At 69.9% G+C, this 19,273-nt stretch carries 19 protein-coding genes and 1 tRNA gene; 14 read left to right on the top strand and 6 right to left on the bottom strand.

Features of this window, described 5'->3' with window-relative positions:
• Window positions 1–14: 14 nt before the first annotated feature.
• Window positions 15–2,687 (top strand): SpoIIE family protein phosphatase, encoded by a 2,673-nt coding sequence (locus ACIQWG_RS35050; RefSeq protein ID WP_404103207.1) that lies wholly within the window; start codon window positions 15–17, stop codon window positions 2,685–2,687.
• A 109-nt stretch (window positions 2,688–2,796) separates the two neighbouring features.
• Here the strand turns inward: ACIQWG_RS35050 and ACIQWG_RS35045 are convergent, their stop codons facing one another.
• Window positions 2,797–2,961 (bottom strand): hypothetical protein, encoded by a 165-nt coding sequence (locus ACIQWG_RS35045; protein ID WP_404103204.1) that lies wholly within the window; start codon window positions 2,959–2,961, stop codon window positions 2,797–2,799.
• Between the two features lie 113 nt (window positions 2,962–3,074).
• Entirely contained in the window at window positions 3,075–3,776 is a 702-nt protein-coding gene (gene phoU / locus ACIQWG_RS35040) for a phosphate signaling complex protein PhoU (RefSeq protein ID WP_404103201.1), read from the bottom strand.
• A 368-nt stretch (window positions 3,777–4,144) separates the two neighbouring features.
• Between phoU and ACIQWG_RS35035 the strand changes: the two genes are divergently transcribed.
• Window positions 4,145–5,422: a sensor histidine kinase gene (locus ACIQWG_RS35035; protein WP_404103198.1), complete on the top strand. Its 1,278-nt coding sequence runs from the start codon at window positions 4,145–4,147 to the stop codon at window positions 5,420–5,422.
• A complete protein-coding gene (locus tag ACIQWG_RS35030) occupies window positions 5,419–6,099 on the top strand; it encodes a response regulator transcription factor (protein ID WP_015659563.1) in 681 nt (226 codons plus the stop codon). Before ACIQWG_RS35035 ends, ACIQWG_RS35030 begins: the two co-directional genes overlap by 4 nt.
• A 93-nt stretch (window positions 6,100–6,192) precedes the next feature.
• Here ACIQWG_RS35030 and ACIQWG_RS35025 read toward each other — a convergent pair whose 3' ends face one another.
• Window positions 6,193–6,906, bottom strand: coding sequence for a DUF461 domain-containing protein (locus ACIQWG_RS35025; protein WP_404103195.1), 714 nt, complete (start codon window positions 6,904–6,906; stop codon window positions 6,193–6,195).
• Window positions 6,907–7,519: 613 nt separating this feature from the next.
• On the opposite strand from ACIQWG_RS35025, the gene ACIQWG_RS35020 reads away from it, so the two are divergent.
• The 6 genes from ACIQWG_RS35020 (at window position 7,520) to ACIQWG_RS34995 (ending at window position 13,855) form a co-directional block, all read left to right on the top strand.
• Window positions 7,520–8,002 carry a CarD family transcriptional regulator gene (locus ACIQWG_RS35020; protein WP_003953493.1) on the top strand — a complete coding sequence of 161 codons (483 nt, stop codon included), beginning with the start codon at window positions 7,520–7,522 and terminating at the stop codon, window positions 8,000–8,002.
• Window positions 8,003–8,282: 280 nt separating this feature from the next.
• The gene (gene ispD, locus ACIQWG_RS35015) at window positions 8,283–9,059 is read left to right on the top strand and encodes a 2-C-methyl-D-erythritol 4-phosphate cytidylyltransferase (RefSeq protein ID WP_404103192.1); all 777 of its coding nucleotides are present in this window, start codon (window positions 8,283–8,285) and stop codon (window positions 9,057–9,059) included.
• On the top strand, window positions 9,049–9,543 hold the full coding sequence (gene ispF, locus ACIQWG_RS35010) for a 2-C-methyl-D-erythritol 2,4-cyclodiphosphate synthase (RefSeq protein ID WP_404103189.1): 495 nt from the start codon (window positions 9,049–9,051) through the stop codon (window positions 9,541–9,543). The genes ispD and ispF overlap by 11 nt, the downstream gene beginning before the upstream one ends.
• A 108-nt stretch (window positions 9,544–9,651) precedes the next feature.
• Window positions 9,652–11,049 carry a cysteine--tRNA ligase gene (cysS, locus tag ACIQWG_RS35005; protein ID WP_404103186.1) on the top strand — a complete coding sequence of 466 codons (1,398 nt, stop codon included), beginning with the start codon at window positions 9,652–9,654 and terminating at the stop codon, window positions 11,047–11,049.
• Window positions 11,050–11,141: 92 nt separating this feature from the next.
• Window positions 11,142–12,083, top strand: a complete 942-nt coding sequence (gene rlmB / locus ACIQWG_RS35000; protein WP_404103183.1) for a 23S rRNA (guanosine(2251)-2'-O)-methyltransferase RlmB — start codon at window positions 11,142–11,144, stop codon at window positions 12,081–12,083.
• A 134-nt stretch (window positions 12,084–12,217) separates the two neighbouring features.
• Window positions 12,218–13,855, top strand: a complete 1,638-nt coding sequence (locus ACIQWG_RS34995; protein WP_404103516.1) for a DoxX family membrane protein — start codon at window positions 12,218–12,220, stop codon at window positions 13,853–13,855.
• A 177-nt stretch (window positions 13,856–14,032) separates the two neighbouring features.
• Here ACIQWG_RS34995 and ACIQWG_RS34990 read toward each other — a convergent pair whose 3' ends face one another.
• The 3 genes from ACIQWG_RS34990 to ACIQWG_RS34980 all read right to left on the bottom strand — a co-directional run bounded on the left by ACIQWG_RS34990 (window position 14,033) and on the right by ACIQWG_RS34980 (window position 16,633).
• Window positions 14,033–14,764: an NDP-sugar synthase gene (locus tag ACIQWG_RS34990; RefSeq protein ID WP_404103180.1), complete on the bottom strand. Its 732-nt coding sequence runs from the start codon at window positions 14,762–14,764 to the stop codon at window positions 14,033–14,035.
• Between the two features lie 93 nt (window positions 14,765–14,857).
• Window positions 14,858–15,316, bottom strand: coding sequence for a hypothetical protein (locus ACIQWG_RS34985; protein WP_404103176.1), 459 nt, complete (start codon window positions 15,314–15,316; stop codon window positions 14,858–14,860).
• 228 nt (window positions 15,317–15,544) lie between these two features.
• Complete coding sequence (locus ACIQWG_RS34980; protein ID WP_404103173.1) at window positions 15,545–16,633, bottom strand: ABC transporter ATP-binding protein; 1,089 nt, start codon at window positions 16,631–16,633, stop codon at window positions 15,545–15,547.
• Between the two features lie 216 nt (window positions 16,634–16,849).
• Here ACIQWG_RS34980 and ACIQWG_RS34975 point away from each other — a divergent pair.
• The 5 genes from ACIQWG_RS34975 to ACIQWG_RS34955 all read left to right on the top strand — a co-directional run bounded on the left by ACIQWG_RS34975 (window position 16,850) and on the right by ACIQWG_RS34955 (window position 19,194).
• Window positions 16,850–16,924: transfer RNA gene (locus ACIQWG_RS34975), tRNA-Thr, on the top strand.
• A 190-nt stretch (window positions 16,925–17,114) separates the two neighbouring features.
• Entirely contained in the window at window positions 17,115–17,351 is a 237-nt protein-coding gene (locus ACIQWG_RS34970) for a hypothetical protein (protein ID WP_404103171.1), read from the top strand.
• A 262-nt stretch (window positions 17,352–17,613) separates the two neighbouring features.
• On the top strand, window positions 17,614–17,997 hold the full coding sequence (locus ACIQWG_RS34965) for a hypothetical protein (RefSeq protein ID WP_404103168.1): 384 nt from the start codon (window positions 17,614–17,616) through the stop codon (window positions 17,995–17,997).
• A gap of 296 nt (window positions 17,998–18,293) precedes the next feature.
• Window positions 18,294–18,611 carry a hypothetical protein gene (locus ACIQWG_RS34960; protein WP_404103165.1) on the top strand — a complete coding sequence of 106 codons (318 nt, stop codon included), beginning with the start codon at window positions 18,294–18,296 and terminating at the stop codon, window positions 18,609–18,611.
• Between the two features lie 235 nt (window positions 18,612–18,846).
• Complete coding sequence (locus ACIQWG_RS34955; RefSeq protein WP_404103162.1) at window positions 18,847–19,194, top strand: hypothetical protein; 348 nt, start codon at window positions 18,847–18,849, stop codon at window positions 19,192–19,194.
• Window positions 19,195–19,273 lie beyond the last annotated feature (79 nt).

Raw genomic sequence — 19,273 nt, 5'->3', positions numbered from 1 at the left:
CTAAGAATGCCCACATGTCCGACCGATTCGACCGGTTTGAGCGAGTGTCGTTGCGCTCCCTGGTCGGCAAGAGCCCCCGAAGCGTCGCCGGCCAGGTGTTCGTGCTCCAGGTGGCGCTGGTCGTGCTGCTCGTGGCGTGTGGCGTCGTCGCCCTGATCCTCCAGTCGAGCCGGGACACGCAGACCGAGGCGAAGCGCCGGTCCATAGCCGTGGCGCAGACGTTCGCGCACTCCCCGGGCGTCCTGACCGCGCTGCGGGCCCCCGACCCGTCGAAGGTGCTCCAGCCGCTCACCGAGGCGGGCCGCACCGGCGCCGGCGTGGACTTCATCGTGGTCATGGACACCCACGGGATCCGCTACACCCACCCCATGCAGGACCGGATCGGCCAGCGTTTCGTCGGCACGATCGAGCCCTCGCTGGCGGGCAAGGTGTACACCGAGAGCGTCCACGGCCCGCTGGGCGACGAGGTCCAGGCGACCGTCCCCGTGAACGACGCCGACGGCGAGGTGACCGCCCTGGTCTCCGCCGGCCTGAAGGTCAAGAACGTGACCAGCGAGGTCAACCGGCAACTGCCGATCATCCTGGCCGCCGGCGCCGGGGCCCTCGTGGTCGCGACGGCCGGCACCGCGCTGGTGAGCAGGCGGCTGCGCCGGCAGACCCACAGCCTGGCCGCGGACGAGATGAGCCGCATGTACGAGCACCACGACGCGGTGCTGCACTCGGTGCGCGAGGGCGTGCTCATCATCGACGACGACGGACGGCTGCTGCTGGCGAACGACGAGGCCAGGCGGCTGCTGGAACTGCCCCCGGACGCCGAGGGACGGCACGTCGGACAGCTGTCCGGCCTCGACGCGGAAACCGTCGACCTGCTCGACTCCGGCCGTGAGGCCACCGACGAGGTGCACTTCGCGGGGGACCGGCTGCTCGCCATCAACCAGCGGCACACCGACCAGGGCCCAGGCCCCGGGGGCACCGTGGTCACGCTCCGCGACACGACCGAGCTGCAAGCGGTGTCGGGCCGGGCCGAGACCGCGCACGAGCGGCTCAAGCTGCTGTACGACGCCGGGCTCGGCGTCGGCACCACCCTGGATGTGGCCCGCACGGCCGACGAGCTGGCGCGGATCGCCGTGCCCCGGTTCGCCGACTTCGTCACCGTCGACCTGGCCGACGGCGTCGTACAGGGCGAGGAGCCGGCCCCGACGGCGACCGACATGTGCCGGGTCGCCGTGCACGGTGTCCGCGACGACCATCCCCTCTACGAGAAGGGCAGGCTGATCGACTTCCTGCCCTCCACCCCACAGGCCCGCGGCTACGGCACCGGCCGCTCCGAGCTGGTGCCCGACCTGACGACCGCGACCGGCTGGCAGGCGCAGGATCCGGAACGCACCTGGCAGATCCTCGACTACGGCATCCACTCGCTCATCGCCGCCCCGATCCAGGCCCGCGGCGCCGTGCTGGGTATGGTCAACTTCTGGCGCACCAAGCAGCACGGGCCGTTCGACGAGGAGGAGCTGTCGCTGGCCGACGAGCTGGTGGCCCGTGCCGCGGTCAGCATCGACAACGCCCGCCGGTTCACCCGCGAGCACGCCCTGGCGGTCACCCTCCAGCGCAGCCTGCTGCCGCGGGCCCTGCCCGAGCAGTCCGCCCTCGACGTCGGCTCCCGCTACATTCCGGCCCAGTCGGGGGTGAGCGGGGACTGGTTCGACGTGATTCCGCTGCCCGGGAGCCGGGTGGCGCTGGTCGTCGGCGACGTGGTCGGCCACGGCCTGCACGCCGCGGCCACCATGGGGCGGCTGCGCACCGCGGTGCACAACTTCTCCACCCTCGACCTGCCGCCCGACGAACTGCTGAGCCACCTCGACGACCTGGTCGGCCGCATCGACCAGGACGAGGCCCGCGCGGAGACGGCCGCGGAGGTCGTCGGCGCCACCTGCCTGTACGCGGTCTACGACCCCGTGACCCGCCGCTGCGTCATGGCACGCGCGGGCCACCCCGCGCCCGCGCTGGTCAGCCCCGACGGCGAGGTCAGCTACCCCGACCTGCCGGGCGGGCCGCCGCTCGGCCTCGGCGGCATGCCGTTCGAGACCGCCGAACTCGACCTCACCGACGGCACCCAGCTCGTCCTCTACACCGACGGCCTCATCGAGGACCGTACGCGCGACCTGGACGTGGGCCAGGAACTGCTGCGCAAGGCGCTGGCCGGCCGCCCGGACCGGTCCCCACAGGAGAGCTGCCAGGCGGTGGTGGAGGAACTGCTGCCCGAGGGCCCCAAGGACGACGTCGCCCTGCTGATCGCCCGCACCCGGGCCCTGCCGTCCGAGCAGGTCGCCGACTGGGACGTGCCGCCGGACCCGTCGGCCGTGTCGGGGATGCGCGAGGCCGTCTCGGACAAGCTGGAGGAATGGGGACTGGCCGAGCTCGGCTTCGCGATGGAACTCGTCTTGAGCGAGCTGATCACCAACGCCATCCGTTACGGCTGCGACCCGATCCATGTACGGCTGATCCGGGACCGCACGCTGATCTGCGAGGTGTCCGACGCCAGCAGCACCTCGCCGCATCTGCGGTACGCCGCGACGACCGACGAGGGCGGCCGGGGCCTGTTCCTGGTCTCGCAGATGACCGAGCGCTGGGGCACGCGCTACACCGCACAGGGCAAGGTGATCTGGGCCGAGCAGGCACTGCCGTAGCGGAGTGGTCGGATACGACGACGAAGGGCCCCGGCGTCACGGCCGGGGCCCTTCGTCGTCGTACGAGATCCGCGGCGTCGTGCGCCGCGGTACTCCTTGTCCTACACCCTCACCCGCACTGGCAGGGATTGCCGGACTGGCACCCGCACCCGCACCCCGAGCCGCAGCCGCAGGCGCCGAAGAGCGGAAGGCTCCTGATGTCGGCGGGCTGCTCGGTCGGGCGTTCCTGAGTGGGGTCGGGCGTCGTGCCGGAGGTGCTGGGGGATTCGGCCATGGTCCCTCCTAGAGGCTGGAGCCTGTGCCCATTCCATGCCCGCCCCGCCAGGCGCGTCAACGGCGCACAGAGGCCCGAAGAGTGCCCGGCCCGAGCCCCCGGCACGAAGCGGGCTACGCCCCCTCCACCCCCGAGACCGGCTGGATGTCCGGCTGGATGTCGGGCTGGATCTCGTCGGCGTGCTCACCCGTCACCAGGTAGACCACCCGCTTGGCGACCGCCACCGCGTGGTCGGCGTACCGCTCGTAGTAGCGGCCGAGCAGCGTCACGTCGACCGCCGTCTCGATGCCGTGCTTCCAGCGCTCGTCCATCAGGTGCTGGAAGAGCGTGCGGTGGAGCAGGTCCATCTCGTCGTCGTCCTGCTCCAGCTGCATCGCGAGGTCGACGTCCTTGGTGACGATCACCTCGGCGGCCTTCGCCATCAGGCGCTGCGCGAGCTGGCCCATCTCCAGGATGGTGGCGTGCAGGTCCTGCGGCACCGCGCGCTGGGGGTAGCGCAGCCGCGTGAGCTTCGCCACGTGCTGGGCCAGGTCGCCCGAGCGCTCCAGGTCCGCCGACATGCGCAGCGAGGTGACCACTATCCGCAGATCCGTGGCCACCGGCTGCTGGCGCGCCAGCAGTGCTATGGCCCGGCCCTCCAGGTCGTGCTGGAGATCGTCGACCTTCTGGTCGCCCTCGATCACGCTCTCGGCCATCTTCAGGTCGGAGTCCAGGATCGCCGCCGTGGCGCGCCCGATCGCCGACCCGACCAGCCGGGCCATCTCCACCAGACTGTCGCCGATCGAGTCCAGTTCCTCGTGGTACGCGTCCCGCATCAGGGTCCCTCTCTTACGTCTGCCTCGGGGGTTCCGGGGGCCAGGAGACTGTCGTCGGACCGGCAGTCCTGTCATGGATTCGGACCGACGGTCCTACGGTCAGGACCTCCGACAGTAGGACCGTCGCGAAAACGTCAGTCGGACTGTCGTGAAACCGCCAGTGCGATGTCTACGCTAAACCGACCATGTGATCTATGCGCAGAACCGGCTGTGTGAACCCCACGGCTCTACGATCCGGTTCCTACGCGTCCGTTTCCGCCACCCCAAATGAACCAGCACTGGCTCCAAGGTGAACTCTGGGCGACGAGTGTTCGAGCTCGCACTCCGACGGCTGTGGGCACTGCCCACGACATGCCTAACCTGGATGCATGGACGTGAACGCGGCGGTCGCCGCAGCGGCAGCGATCGCCGGGGTTCTCACCGGTGTCATCGCCATGCTGGCGTTCCGCTGGAGCGAACGCGACCTGAAGCGACCCACCCGGACCTCATTGCACACCGACCCGGTCCTGCCACCCGGCGTGGACACGGTCCTGTCGGTGCTGCGCTCCTCCGCGGTGGTTCTCGACGAGGGGGACGCGGTCGTCAAGGCCAGCTCGGCGGCGTACGCCCTCGGTCTGGTGCGCGGCGGCAAGCTCTCCGTCGAACCCATGCTCCAGATGGCCCGGGACACCAGACGCGACGGCGAGATACGGCAGGTCGAGCTGGACCTCCCCAGGCGTGGCACCGGACGCGGCGAGGCGCTCGCCGTGTCCGCCCGTGTCGCGCCCCTCGGCTCCCGCCTCGTCCTCCTCCTGGTCGAGGACCTCACCGAGGCCCGGCGGATAGAGGCGGTACGACGCGACTTCGTGGCGAACGTCAGCCACGAGCTCAAGACCCCGGTCGGCGCGCTCTCCCTGCTGTCCGAGGCCGTCATGGACGCCTCCGACGACCCCGAGGCCGTGGAACGCTTCGCGGGCCGCATGCAGATCGAGGCGACCCGGCTGACCAACCTGGTGCAGGAGCTCATCGACCTGTCCCGGGTGCAGAACGACGATCCGCTGGAGGACGCCGAGCCCGTCCGCGTCGACGAACTCGTCGCCGAGGCCATGGACCGCTGCCGGCACGCCGCCGGAACGAAGCAGATCACCATGGCGGCCGGCGGCACCGAGGATCTCAGCATCTGGGGCAACCGCGGCCAGCTCGCCGCCGCCCTCGGTAATCTCGTCGAGAACGCCGTCAACTACTCGCCCGCCCGCACCCGCGTCGGCATCGCCGCACGCCGGATCGGTGCCTCGGGCGGGGACCATATCGAGATCGCCGTGACCGACCAGGGCATCGGCATCTCGGAGAAGGACAAGGAGCGCATCTTCGAGCGCTTCTACCGCGTCGACCCAGCCCGTTCCCGTGCCACTGGTGGCACCGGTCTCGGTCTCGCGATCGTCAAGCACGTGGCCGCCTCGCACGGCGGGGAGGTCACGGTGTGGAGTTCCGAGGGACAGGGCTCCACGTTCACCCTGCGACTGCCGGAGGCGGGTGCGGCCCGCGACCGCGCTCAGCAGCACCCCGATCTCGACGACGAGGCCGGCCAGCCCGCACTGTCAAAATCCCCCACTTCCCCTGACTCAGCCGCGTACGAAACGCTTTCCGCCCCGGAGGTCCTTCCGTGACCCGAGTGCTTGTCGTCGAGGACGAGGAGTCCTTCTCCGACGCCCTGTCGTACATGCTCCGCAAGGAGGGCTTCGAGGTCGCCGTCGCGACCACCGGGCCCGACGGACTCGACGAGTTCGAGCGCAACGGCGCCGACCTCGTCCTCCTCGACCTGATGCTGCCCGGCCTGCCGGGCACAGAGGTCTGCCGCCAGCTGCGCGGCCGCTCCAACGTCCCGGTGATCATGGTCACCGCCAAGGACAGCGAGATCGACAAGGTCGTCGGCCTGGAAATAGGAGCCGATGACTACGTCACCAAGCCGTTCTCCTCGCGCGAACTGGTCGCCCGTATCCGGGCCGTCCTGCGCCGCCGCGGCGAGCCCGAGGAGGTCACCCCGGCCGCCCTGGAGGCGGGCCCGGTCCGGATGGACGTGGACCGTCACGTGGTCACGGTCTCCGGCTCCAAGGTCGACCTGCCGCTCAAGGAGTTCGACCTGCTGGAGATGCTGCTGCGCAACGCGGGTCGCGTCCTGACCCGTATGCAGCTCATCGACCGGGTCTGGGGTGCCGACTACGTCGGTGACACCAAGACCCTCGACGTCCACGTCAAGCGCCTGCGCGCCAAGATCGAGCCGGACCCGGGCGCGCCGCGTTACCTGGTGACGGTGCGTGGCCTCGGCTACAAGTTCGAGCCGTAAACCACCCGGCTGGAACACGAAGGGCGGGGCCTCCGATTTCGGGGGCCCCGCCCTTCTTCTGTCTTCTGCTGTTCTACGGCCTGCTACGACCGCTCAGTGACCGGCCGCCGACTGCGAGGCGCTGTCGGCCGGGGTCGCGGTGCCGGCCTCGTCGCCCGCTCCGGCGCCCGTGCCGGAACCGGCGGTCGCCGTGGCGCTCCCGGAGGCCTCGCCGCTCGGCGTGGCCCCGGCTTCCTCGCCCGGGGTGGCGCTCGGCGAACCGCTCGGCGAGGACGTCGTGCCCGGCGCCGACGGGACCTCGCTCGGGCCCCAGCCCTCGAAGTAGTGCTCGGCCGGCACGACGAAGGCACGCAGGCTCACGTCGCCGGTCTTGCTGAAGGTGAAGGTGATCCGCTGGGCGTTGCCGTCCTGGATCGCCTCACGGCTGCTGGGCAGCGTGGCGGAGGCGTTGTCCTTGCCGCCGATGATCAGCCGGCCGCCGGCCGGGATGGTCAGGCTGCCCCCCTTGGCGGCCTTGAGCTCGGCGGTCTTGTCGGTGTCGTCCACCTTGATGGCGTCCAGCGTCTGCGGGGTGCTGCCGGTGTTGAACAGGGCCACGGAGATCACGGCGGGGCCGGTGGACTCCAGGTCGGGCTGGGTGATGACGAGAGCGTTCTGGATCTTGATGTCGCCGACGCTGGTGGCCGCGTTGTCCGGCTTGATCTCCAGCGTCTGTGCGTTGTTGCCGGCTGCGCACGCGGCGAGCGAGGTGATCGAGAACGCGAGGACGGCGGCAGCGAGTGCGCCGCGTCGAAGGCTGCTGCTCACGGCGGCGGCAACTCCTTGACTCGAACGGGGCGGGCGCGTAAAGCCGCCCTAAGTGTCTGTCAGCGGCCTTAGGTTACCGAGCCGTTCCCGCGCGATCGCACCCGACCCTCCCCTCGGCGGCCGAAGAGCTGCCGAAGTACCTCTTCCACACCCGGTTCTTCACCCACAAGTGACCCAGGAGTCACATTGCGGGGGCGCTCGTCCGTCATTCACATAAGCCCCTCGCAAGCGCCCGCGCAAAATTTCCGTGAAGGAATACGCGCCCCTCCCGGAATTGATCACCGATCACGCCGTCCACCTGGCCGTGATCAATTCCGGGAATCGTCCGGTACCGACTCGGGGCGCCGAACGGAGTAGCGGAACTCGCACACTTGGAAGCGGACATATGTGTACGTTCGGCCACTCGGAGGCGCCGCCGGATGTGTGTAACGTGCGCGTTTCCCCTTGCCCGCAGAGCGGCTCCCACCTGCGAATACCCGCTTCCGGTCGGCCCGCGCAGCACGTTCCTGTTGGAGTTGTCAAGCCCCGAGATATGCCCTGACCTGCGAAAACGCCATTCAGAACCCGCCGTTTCCGTGTTACCCTGGATAGCCACGGAAGGGGTACCTGTCACATGACGTTCAAGGTTGGCGACACCGTGGTCTATCCCCATCACGGGGCCGCGCTGATCGAGGCTATCGAAACTCGCCAGATCAAAGGCGTGGACAAGACCTACTTGGTGCTGAAGGTCGCCCAGGGTGACCTGACGGTACGTGTGCCAGCGGACAATGCGGAGTTCGTCGGCGTGCGTGATGTGGTCGGTCAGGACGGGCTGGACCGGGTCTTCGAGGTGCTGCGCGCGCCGTACGCCGAGGAGCCCACGAACTGGTCGCGTCGTTACAAGGCAAATCTGGAGAAGCTCGCCTCCGGCGATGTCATCAAGGTCGCGGAAGTCGTGCGTGACCTGTGGCGTCGTGAGCGCGAGCGCGGACTCTCCGCCGGTGAGAAGCGCATGCTCGCCAAGGCCCGCCAGATTCTGGTGAGCGAGCTCGCCCTCGCGGAGAACACCAACGAGGACAAGGCCGAGGCCCTGCTCGACGAGGTCCTCGCGTCCTGACGAGGTTCATCCGCCTCAGTTCAGCACAGCGCTGAGCATTTTCATAAAAGTGCCGCGGTGCCCGATGACATAGCTGCTGTCGCCGGGCGCTGCGGCATGTTCGCGATGTCTCCGCGCACAGAGGCTGTACGTCTTGCCTCGGGGGTGCCCCCGATACTTGATGTGCCGGGCCCGGGCAGCATGCTCGACCGCTGTCACGGAAGGGTGCGGTCAAGGCGTCGCGCCCGGCACGCTGAGGCCATACCCAAGTAGGCCGAGCACACAAACCTGACAGGAACCGATGTCTGACGATTCGCGCCCTTCGCCCTCGGGAGACCGCCCGGGAACCTCCGCCGGCACCCGTACGGCCGTCGTGATCCCCGCCGCGGGACGGGGCGTACGCCTCGGTCCGGGCGCCCCCAAAGCGCTGCGCGCCCTGAACGGCACGCCCATGCTCATCCACGCCGTCCGCGCGCTGGCCGCGTCCCGCGCGGTCTCGCTGGTGGTCGTGGTCGCGCCGCCCGACGGCGCCGCCGAGGTCAAGTCGCTGCTCGACGCGCACGCGCTGCCCGAGCGCACCGACTTCCTGGTGGTCCCCGGCGGCGAGAGCCGCCAGGAGTCCGTCAGGCTCGGCCTGGACGCGCTGCCGCCGGACTGCGACATCGTCCTGGTGCACGACGCGGCCCGCCCGCTGGTGCCGGTGGACACGGTGGACGCCGTGATCGAGGCCGTACGGGACGGAGCGCCGGCCGTGGTGCCCGCGCTGCCGCTCGCCGACACGGTCAAGGAAGTCGAGCCCGCGCGGACCCCCGGGGACCCCGAGCCGGTGGTGGCCACCCCGTCGCGCGCCCGCCTGCGTGCCGTACAGACCCCGCAGGGCTTCGACCGCGCCACGCTGATCCGTGCCCACGAGACGGTGACCGGCGACGTCACCGACGACGCGAGCATGGTCGAACAGCTCGGCCTCACCGTCGTGGTCGTGCCCGGCCACGAGGAGGCCTTCAAGGTCACCCGCCCGCTGGACCTGGTCCTCGCGGAGGCGGTCCTGGCGCGCCGGAGGCTGAACGATGGCTTCTGACGCACCCCTGCTGCCCCAGGTCGGCATCGGCACCGACATCCACGCCTTCGAGGAGGGCCGCGAGCTGTGGTGCGCGGGGCTGAAGTGGGAGGGCGAGGGCCCGGGACTGGCCGGCCACTCCGACGCGGACGTCGTCGCCCACGCCGCCTGCAACGCGCTCTTCTCGGCAGCCGGCCTCGGTGACCTGGGCCGGCACTTCGGCACGGGGCGCCCCGAGTGGTCGGGGGCCTCGGGCGTCGTACTGCTCACCGAGGCGGCCCGGATCGTCCGCGAAGCCGGCTTCCGGATCGGCAACATCGCGGTCCAGGTGGTGGGCCCCCGCCCGAAGATCGGCAAGCGCCGGGACGAGGCCCAGAAGATCCTGTCGGAGGCGGCGGGAGCCCCGGTGTCGGTGTCGGGAGCGACGACGGACGGTCTGGGCTTTCCCGGGAGAGAAGAGGGCTTGATGGCCATCGCGACCGCGTTGGTGGTTCGAGAAGGCTGACCGGCCCGACCCAGGGGCGCGGGGCGGTATCGACCAGCCCCCACCGAGCCGCACCCGACAACAAGGCGCGGCCCCACGCACTCCCACCGGCCCACTACCCTAGGCACCGTGACTATTCGCCTGTACGACACCAGCGCCCGGCAGATCCGTGACTTCACCCCGCTCACGCCGGGCTGCGTCTCGATCTACCTCTGTGGCGCCACCGTGCAGGCCGCGCCGCACATCGGCCACATCCGCTCCGGCCTGAACTTCGACATCATGCGCCGCTGGTTCGAGTACCGCGGCTATGACGTGACCTTCATCAGGAACGTCACGGACATCGACGACAAGATCATCGCCAAGTCCGCCGACCAGGACCGCCCCTGGTGGTCCATCGGCTACGAGAACGAGCGCGCCTTCACCGACGGCTACACCGCCCTCGGCTGCCTCCCGCCGACGTACGAGCCCCGCGCCACCGGCCATGTCACCGAGATGGTCGAGATGATGCGCGGTCTCATCGAGCGCGGACACGCCTACGAGGCGGACGGCAGCGTCTACTTCGACGTCCGCTCCTGGCCCTCCTACCTGGAGCTGTCCCGGCAGGACCTCGACGAGATGCGCCAGCCCGCCGAGGAGGGCATCACCGGCAAGCGTGACCCGCGCGACTTCGCGATGTGGAAGGCCGCCAAGCCGGGCGAGCCGGACTGGGAGACGCCGTGGGGCCGGGGCCGTCCGGGCTGGCACCTGGAGTGCTCGGCGATGGCGCACCGGTACCTGGGCTCCGCCTTCGACATCCACGGCGGTGGCCTCGACCTGATCTTCCCGCACCACGAGAACGAGATCGCCCAGGCCAAGGCCTACGGCGACGACTTCGCCCAGTACTGGGTGCACAACGCCTGGGTCACCATGAGCGGCGAGAAGATGTCGAAGTCGCTCGGCAACAGCGTGCTCGTGTCCGAGATGGTCAAGCAGTGGCGCCCGATCGTGCTGCGCTACTACCTGGGCACCCCGCACTACCGCTCCACCATCGAGTACAGCGAAGAGGCCCTGCGCGAGGCGGAGTCCGCGTTCGCGCGCATCGAGGGCTTCGTGCAGCGCGTGGTGGAGAAGGCCGGCGTCGTCGAGCCGGCCGCCGAGGTCCCGCTCGCCTTCGCCGAGGCGATGGACGACGACCTGGGCGTCCCGCAGGCGCTCGCCATCGTGCACACCACGGTCCGGCAGGGCAACAGCGCTCTGGCCGCCGACGACAAGGAAGCCGCCGTGGCGCGCCTCGCCGAGGTACGGGCCATGCTCGGCGTCCTCGGTCTGGACCCGCTCGACCCGCACTGGGTCGGCGAGACCGACCGCGGCGAGGACCTGCACGGCGTGGTCGACAGCCTGGTCCGCATGGTCCTCGACCAGCGCGAGGCGGCCCGCTCCCGCAAGGACTGGGCCACCGCGGACGCCATCCGCGACCAGCTCGGCCAGTCGGGCCTGGTCATCGAGGACGGCCCGCAGGGTCCGCGCTGGAGCCTGGGCCCGCGCTAGCCGCCGACGGTGATCGATTGTGCCGCCCGGCCTTCCGGGCGGCACACTTCATAGACGTACGTACGAAAAGCTTCACGACAGACGGGTAGATCATGGCCGCGAACAACCGCCGCATGTCCGGCAAGAAGGGCGCGCAGGTCGGCAGTGGCGGCCAGCGGCGCAAGGGCCTGGAGGGCAAGGGCCCGACCCCGCCCGCCGAGATGCGCAAGGGACACAAGAAGAACCGCGTCGCCAATGCCAAGGCGAAGCAGTCCGTACGCCGTCCCGCGCCGCGTGGCCGCGGCGGCAAGGGCACCTCGGAGCTGGTCGTCGGCCGTAACCCGGTCGTCGAGGCGCTGCGCGAGGGCGTTCCTGCGTCGACGCTCTACGTCCAGCAGTTCATCGACAACGACGAGCGCGTCCGCGAGGCCCTCCAGCTCGCCGCCGAGCGCGGCGGCATCAACCTCATGGAGGCCCCGCGCCCCGAGCTGGACCGCATGACGAACGGCCTCAACCACCAGGGTCTGGTCCTCCAGGTCCCGCCGTACGAGTACGCCCACCCCGAGGACCTCGCCAGTGCCGCCTACGACGGTGGCGAGGACCCGCTCATCGTCGCCCTCGACGGTGTGACGGACCCGCGCAACCTCGGTGCGGTCGTCCGCTCGGTCTCGGCCTTCGGCGGCCACGGCGTCGTCGTACCCGAGCGCCGCGCGGCGGGCATGACGGCCGGCGCCTGGAAGACGTCGGCGGGCGCCGCGGCCCGCACCCCGGTCGCCCGCGCCACGAACCTGACCCGCGCCCTGGAGGCGTACAAGAAGGCGGGCATCGTGGTCGTCGGTCTGGCCGCCGACGGCGAGGCCGAACTCGGTGACCTGGCGGCCCTCGACGGCCCGGTGGTCATTGTGGTCGGCAGCGAGGGCAAGGGCCTGTCCCGCCTGGTCGGCGAGACGTGCGACCACCGGGTCCGCATCCCGATGCCGGGCGGCGCCGAGTCGCTCAACGCCGGTGTGGCGGCGGGCATCGTGCTGTACGAGGCGGCCCGTCGACGCGTCTGAACAGAAGTCCGTGACGTCACCCGTGCGGGTTAATTCTGGTGACAGTGGTGCGACCTGCGCATCTTTGACGGGGTCCGGACAGATCGGACCGGTCAAAGCAGTGTCCTAACCACATGTCACTCGGTTAGTTGAGTGTGGACACCAGAACACCCCGCACACCCACGGGGGACCGCTCGTCGGGATACGACGACGCTCCCGCGCTGAGCATGGTGAAGGTGCCGAGCGATCCGGCGCAGATCATCGTCAATCACGCGAGCTTCCGCGTGCTGCTGGGCGCGTCGACCGGGCGCACCAAATCCCCGCAGATCGCACGGCACTTGAGCGCCACCGAGGACACCGCCCGCTTCCCCGTCGTGGGCGCGGCCGGCAGAGCGGGCGCGGCCTCCGGCCCCCGCCGCCGCGTCGCCGTCTGGAACGGCACGTCCGCGCCCGACGACACCGGGGCCCACCGCCTGCTCCAGGCCGTGCGGGACGGCAGTGTCCGCCACGGCGACGAGTCGGCCCCCGTCGGCGGCGGCACCCAGGTCATCCCGCGCGTCGACGTCGGCGGCGGCTATGACGGCTACGACCCCTACGACGACGAGATGGCGCAGACGGTCGAGACGCCGATCGTCGGACCGCAGCGCACGCACGAGTCCCACGAGACCCGACTGCTGCCCGGCATGCGCACGGTCGAGAGCGCGTACGACGAGGAATTCGCGTACGACGCCGAGGGCTTCGAGCGGGCGGAGGGCGAGGACGACACCGGCGCTCCACCCAGGCGCTCCGGCGACGACCCGGCACGGCACGCCTACTACCCGGGCCGCCGGATGAACCTCGGCGTGGTCCTGCTCCCGCTCCGGGTCTTCCTCGGATTCATCTCGATCTACGCCGGCATGGGCAAGCTGTGCGACCCCGTCTACTTCGACGGCGGCCAGCGCGGCTCCATGGTCAAGTGGCTGAACACGCTCCACCCCTGGGAAGTGGCGGAGCCACTGCGCCAGTTCGCCCTCGAACACCCCGTGGGCTCCGGCCTGGTCATCGCCTTCTTCCAGGTCATCGTGGGGGTGCTCACGGTCCTGGGCTGCTGGCAGCGCGTCGCCGCGGTGGTCGGCGCCCTGCTGTCCGCCGCGCTGCTGGTCACCGTCAGCTGGAAGAGCGTCCCCGCCTACGACGCCCCCGACATCATCTATCTCGCCGCCTGGTCCCCGCTGATCATCGCCGGTGCCCCCGTCTACTCCATCGACGGCCGGCTCGCGGGCATGGCCTGGCGCCGGCTGGGCCCCCGCTCGGACATCTGGGAGCTTCGCCAGTACGTGCTGCGTCGCGGCGCCCTGATCACGGCGATCGTCACCGGTCTCACCCTGCTGATCGGCTCCCTGCTGGGCGGGGCGGTGCGCGACGCCGACCGCGTGGTGGTCCCCGGCCCCGGCGAGGCCCCGCGCAACGAACTCCCGGGTTCTCCCCTGCCCGAGGAGTCGGACAGGCAGCGCGACAAGACGCCGTCCGCCTCCAATTCGCCCACCCAGGGCGCCACATCGGGTGCGGCCACCCCGTCCGGCGCGGCGACCACGCCGGGCGCCACCAGCGACGCGGGCAGCTCGGGCGTCGGCACGCCCAGCCAGACGCAGGGCACGGAGGGACAGGCTCCGCCGGAGCAGACCACCCCCGCCGACGAGGCCCCCAGCACCACGACCGGCCCCACGTCCGGAGGCCCCACCTCCGGCGGCGGCTCGACGGGCGGCGGCTCCACGGACGACGAACCGGGCCTGGTGGGCGGCCTGTTGGGGTAGGCGGGCCGGTGGGCGACCTGCTCGGCAAGGGCCCCACCGGCTGACATCACACGGCCGCCGAACATGACGATGAGGGGCCCCGGACGGCGAATCCGTCCGGGGCCCCTCATCGTCATGCTCGGCGTCTACGCGCAGCCGCGTGCCGCGGCAAGGGGACATCCCCCGGCGCGGGCCTGCTCACCGCCCCAGCGCGGCCAGTTCCTTCGCCGCCTCGGTCAGGTCCTTCGCGGTGTCGATGGCCCGCCAGTACGCCCCCTGCGGGATCGGGAACCCCGCCAGCCGCCGCTCACGGGCGAGGTGCGGGAACGTCGTACGTTCGTGGTCGCCGCGCTCGGGCAGCAGATCGGCGAAGGCAGGGGAGAAGACGTACACACCGGCGTTGATCTCGAACGTCGACGGCGGGGACTCGATGAAGTCCGTGATGTGCCCGAAACCGTCCGTCTGCACCGCGCCCCACGGAATGCGCGGCCGCGCGAGGGCGAGCGTCGCCGTGGCGTCCCGCTCGGCGTGGAAGTCCGCCATGTCGCGCAGCGAGAACCGGGTCCAGATGTCACCGTTCGTCGCGTACCACGGCTTCTCCGGATGCGGCAGATGCGCCGCCGCGTACTTCAGTCCGCCACCCCGCCCGAGCGGCTCCGTCTCGACGACGGTGGTGACCCGCACCGGGAGGTCGGCCGACTTCAGCCACTCCTGGAGCACCTCGGCGAGATGACCGCAGCTGATCACCACATCCGTCACACCTTCCTCGGCGAGCCAGGAAAGCTGATGGCCGATGATCGGCGTCCCCGTTCCGGGGATCTCGACCATCGGCTTGGGCCGGTCATCGGTGTACGGACGCAGCCGGGACCCCTGGCCCCCGGCGAGGACCACGGCTTGAACGGGGCGGGACGCGGCGTTCGGATCAGTCATGCCCGAACTGTACGCGGCGCCCCGCCCACGGCATCCGCCGGCAGTCGTTCCTCGAAAGGGGACCCCCTGGGGGCCCTCTGGGGCCTCCGGGGCCTATCCGTGCGCAGTGGCGACACCCGAGGCGAAGGCCGTGTCGCACACGGGCCGCGAGTACGACTGCGCCCGCGTCGGACCGTACACGCGCACCGCGGCCCGGCCGAGCGCGCGGGCGATCGAGGCGCAGTGCCGGGCGAGCGACGGTCGCTCGTCCACGGCCTGCTGGAGGTGGGTGAGGGCGACGCCCGGGTCCTTCTCCTGCAACTCGGTCAGCAGCTGGTCGCGCAGCACGTCCTGCGGGGCGCGCGGGGCGGACTTCCTGGCGTCACCCGCGCTCGATACGTCGGTCGCGGTGAGCACCGAGTCCGAGGGGTCCCCCGACCAGTTGACCCGGGTGACCGCGAGCGTCCCGGAGAGCACCAGGACGACGGGCAGGACGAAGGCGATGGTGCGGCCGAGCTGGCGGGCGGGGCCCCGGTGGCCGCGTCGTGTCTGTTGGGTGGTGGAGTGCTTCACGCGAGTGAGGGTAGCGTTCGGTACTGATATGGCGACATTTAGTCACCGGTTCGAGGGACGAAGAGCCCCTCAAACCCAGGTTGCGTGTTGACGTACAGCGCTCGAAATGACCGCTATGCCGGGGTATTTGTCGACAACGAAGAGGGCCCCGCAGCGCTCTGCGGGGCCCTCTTCGTCAACCTGGGTGAATTACCCGGGGATGTCCTGCCGGTATGTCCCGGTGTGCGCTCAGTCGGAGAGCCGCTCACCCGTGGAGGTGGAGAACACGTGGGTCTCGCCGGAGCGCGGGACGATGTGCAGCGTGCTGCCCTTCTCCGGCACGTCACGGCCGCTGACCCGGACGACGAGGTCCTTGGAGTCCTCGCCGACCTTGGCGGTGCCGTAGACGTACGCGTCGGCGCCCAGCTCCTCCACGACGTTGACGGTGACCGCGAGACCCTGGTCCGATTCGGAGCCGGCCACGTCGAAGTGCTCGGGGCGGACACCCACGGTGACGGTCTTGTCGGGGGCGGCGGAGAGCGCGTCGCGGTCCACCGGCACGACCGAGTTGCCGAACTTCACGCCGCCGTCGGTGATCGGGACCTCGACCAGGTTCATGGCCGGGGAGCCGATGAAGCCGGCGACGAAGAGGTTGGCCGGGCGGTCGTACATGTTGCGCGGGGTGTCGACCTGCTGGAGCAGACCGTCCTTGAGGACCGCCACGCGGTCGCCCATCGTCATGGCCTCGACCTGGTCGTGAGTGACGTACACGGTGGTGATGCCGAGACGGCGCTGGAGCGAGGCGATCTGCGTACGGGTGGAGACGCGGAGCTTGGCGTCCAGGTTGGACAGCGGCTCGTCCATGAGGAAGACCTGGGGCTCACGCACGATGGCGCGGCCCATGGCGACACGCTGGCGCTGACCGCCGGAGAGCGCCTTCGGCTTGCGGTCCAGGTACTCCGTGAGGTCGAGGATCTTCGCGGCCTCTTCGACCTTCTTGCGGATCTCCGCCTTGTTGACGCCGGCGATCTTGAGCGCGAAGCCCATGTTGTCGGCGACGGACATGTGCGGGTACAGCGCGTAGTTCTGGAACACCATGGCGATGTCCCGGTCCTTGGGCGGCAGGTGCGTGACGTCGCGGTCACCGATTCGGATGGCGCCGGCGTTGACGTCCTCCAGCCCCGCCAGCATGCGGAGCGAGGTCGACTTGCCGCAGCCGGACGGGCCGACCAGAACGAGGAACTCGCCGTCCTCGATGTGGATGTCGAGCGCGTCCACGGCGGGCTTCTCGGTGCCCGGGTAGATCCGGGTCGCCTTGTCGAACGAGACAGTGGCCATGGTGAATGGGCCCCCTTCTACCGGCAGGAACGTGCCGGACGATCCGTTGTAGGAAGGTGGTTGGTTTAGTCCACATGTACGGACTGGATCTGGACGGTACCCGGCGTTCGCCCGTATGTCAGTACCTGGAGGCATGTGAACTTCGCGGAAATTTTCGACAGGGCGTCCTCGGAACCTGGGTACACTGCACGGGCGCGTGCGTGACAGCGCGTGCAGGCCTCCTTAGCTCAGTTGGTCCAGAGCGGCTGTCTTGTAAACAGCAGGTCGTCGGTTCGAATCCGACAGGGGGCTCTTCCATGGCGGGGCGGTAGTCGAAATGACACCGCCCCGCACGTCTTTTCCCATTCCCCTTTCGTGTCCCCATGTCCCCATTGGGACACGGGACATGTACCGGCGTGGAATAGGATCGCTACTGCTAGTGTTCGTTCCGTCACAGTAGGCAATCAGCCTCGATGTACATGTAATGAAATCCGAGGGTTCCATGCGCAAGCTTTCCCAGGTCATGATCGCCGCGGCGGCCGCCGGCGGCCTGTCCGCCATCGGTGCCGGCACCAGCGTCGCCTACGACGTCACGCCGTCCGTGTCGGACCTGTACCGCCCGTACCAGGAGTGCAGCCCCCAGACGGTGGCCGCGACCGATGTGCCGGTCGCCGTCCTCGGCCTTTCCGAGACCTTCGACACCACCTGCGGTCAGTTCAACAACGCCTTCACCGGCTGAGGTCGGCGACGTAGTCGTGCGCGACGCCTCTCGCGGGCCCCTTCGGGGTCACTCCCGAAGGGGCCCGTCCCTGTGCGGTTGCCCGGAGCGCGATCGTGCTCCTGCGGCCCGTACGCGTTCGCGTCGGCCCTGAACTGCGATGCGGCGATGAGCGGTTGGCCCCCTGTCGGCCGGCCGCCTGCCCGGGTCGGTCCTTGTCGGTCCTTGTCAGTCCTCCTTCCTTTCGTCAGCGAACACCCCCCACAAAAAGGAGACACAACACATGTTCACCGGGAAGAAGTTCATGGCTGTCACGGGGCTTCTCGGCGGCCTCGCCATGACCTGTTTCGGAGTAGGCCAGGCCCACGCGGCGGGCCCCGGCGTCTGCACCCTCGACAACCAGGGCAACATCATCTGCACCCAGCAGATCACCGGCCAGACCCCCGAGGGTGACGGCTTCGTGCTGCGCCGCTCGGTGAACTGCCAGCCGACGCAGCCCCTGACCCTGCCGAGCCCCGGTCTGCTGTCCAACGGGCAGACCCGGATCGGTCCCCACATCACCTGCGCCGAGCAGGCCACGCCGGTGACCGAGGCTCCGGCCCCCATCTCCAACAACACCAACGACAGGGACGAGGCCACCCCGTTGATCTCCCGCCTGTTGGGCTGAGGCTCTTCGCGCGGCGGACGGCCGGACCGGGACCACCGGATCCGGCCGTCCGCCGTTTTTCGTGCCGTCACAACGGAGTTGTCGGCAAATGGGTGACCGGTCGGCGGCGCCCGTGACCCGACCACGGGGAAGGGTCGTTTCCCTTTCAGGAAATCGGTGTGCGCACCGGTGTCTTTGGCATGGCCCGACACGACACAGAGAAGGGGCAAAGGTCCCAAATTGCTACGGTTCGCTTGTATATGCTCACATTAAGTAGTCAAACCAGGGCTTCGTGCCCGGGAAGAAAGGGTCTAACTATGCGCAGGTTTCAGCGCGTTGCCGTCGTAGCGGCCGCGGTTGCCGGACTGTCCGCCTTCGGTGTCGGTGTCGGTGCCGGTACCGCCTCCGCCCACGAGGACGACTGGGACGGCCAGGCCGTCACCGCGGTGGCCAACTCGACGGCCAACGCGATGGCCACGTGGGGTGCCCCGTACGACAAGGCCGCCGCTGCCCCTGAGGCTGCTCCGCACGCCGCGCCCGTCGCCGCTCCGGAGGCCGCGCCGGTCGCCGCTCCCGAGGCTGCCCCCAAGGCCGTCGCGCCGGAGTACGGCTACGGCGAGTACGCCGCCAAGTAAGAAGACGCCGAGCGTCGATGCGTGAGTTTCAGGGCAAAGGCGCATCGACATTCCACGGAACACCGAATGCACGGCACACGATCTGACGCCCCAGCTCCTGGACCAGGTCGGGCTGTTCAACGGTGTGCTGGACAACACCCTTAGCAAACGCAGCCCGGACGCGCGGCAGACCCATCGGGGAGCGCGGCCGGGCTGCGGCATTTCGACCTTCTCCAAGGCAAAAGGAACGCAGCACATGATCGGTCGACAGAAGATCGCAACCGTCTCCGGGCTTCTCGGGGCTCTCGCCGTGATCTACAGCGGCGCGGCGCCGGCGTACGCCGACGACCCGAAGGGGCAGTGCACGATCACCGCCCAGGGAGACATCGTCTGCATCAAGAAGAGCGAGGTCGTCCGCAAGGACAAGCGCGACGGGTACGTCGTCCAGCAGAAGCACGACTGCTCCACGACCGAGCGGCCCCGCTTCGTCCGGTCCGACGAGCGGCTGGCGGAGAGCGGTTCCGTGTCGAGCGGTCCGGTGGTGGAGTGCAACAACAGGGCCGAGCTGCCCAAGGGGGTCCAGCTCCCCAAGTTCGACTTCTGAGTCGGACACGCGAATGCCGGACCGGGAAATGATCCCGGTCCGGCATTCGTGTGTCCGGGCACAAAGACCGGTGCCCCGG

This window comes from Streptomyces sp. NPDC098781 (assembly GCF_044759995.1).
Taxonomy (GTDB): Bacteria; Actinomycetota; Actinomycetes; order Streptomycetales; family Streptomycetaceae; genus Streptomyces.
Note: the sequence above shows the minus strand (reverse complement) of the source record. Positions and strands in the feature narration are given on the sequence as shown.

Coding starts and splice junctions, on each gene's coding strand:
- ACIQWG_RS34960 (WP_404103165.1), top strand. CDS start 18,294: ATGCGCAGGTTTCAGCGCGTTGCCGTCGTAGCGGCCGCGGTTGCCGGA.
- ACIQWG_RS35035 (WP_404103198.1), top strand. CDS start 4,145: ATGGACGTGAACGCGGCGGTCGCCGCAGCGGCAGCGATCGCCGGGGTT.
- rlmB (WP_404103183.1), top strand. CDS start 11,142: ATGGCCGCGAACAACCGCCGCATGTCCGGCAAGAAGGGCGCGCAGGTC.
- ACIQWG_RS34990 (WP_404103180.1), bottom strand. CDS start 14,764: ATGACTGATCCGAACGCCGCGTCCCGCCCCGTTCAAGCCGTGGTCCTC.
- ACIQWG_RS34965 (WP_404103168.1), top strand. CDS start 17,614: ATGTTCACCGGGAAGAAGTTCATGGCTGTCACGGGGCTTCTCGGCGGC.
- phoU (WP_404103201.1), bottom strand. CDS start 3,776: ATGCGGGACGCGTACCACGAGGAACTGGACTCGATCGGCGACAGTCTG.
- ACIQWG_RS34980 (WP_404103173.1), bottom strand. CDS start 16,633: ATGGCCACTGTCTCGTTCGACAAGGCGACCCGGATCTACCCGGGCACC.
- ACIQWG_RS34955 (WP_404103162.1), top strand. CDS start 18,847: ATGATCGGTCGACAGAAGATCGCAACCGTCTCCGGGCTTCTCGGGGCT.
- ispD (WP_404103192.1), top strand. CDS start 8,283: ATGTCTGACGATTCGCGCCCTTCGCCCTCGGGAGACCGCCCGGGAACC.
- ACIQWG_RS35020 (WP_003953493.1), top strand. CDS start 7,520: ATGACGTTCAAGGTTGGCGACACCGTGGTCTATCCCCATCACGGGGCC.
- ispF (WP_404103189.1), top strand. CDS start 9,049: ATGGCTTCTGACGCACCCCTGCTGCCCCAGGTCGGCATCGGCACCGAC.
- ACIQWG_RS35050 (WP_404103207.1), top strand. CDS start 15: ATGTCCGACCGATTCGACCGGTTTGAGCGAGTGTCGTTGCGCTCCCTG.
- ACIQWG_RS34970 (WP_404103171.1), top strand. CDS start 17,115: ATGCGCAAGCTTTCCCAGGTCATGATCGCCGCGGCGGCCGCCGGCGGC.
- ACIQWG_RS35045 (WP_404103204.1), bottom strand. CDS start 2,961: ATGGCCGAATCCCCCAGCACCTCCGGCACGACGCCCGACCCCACTCAG.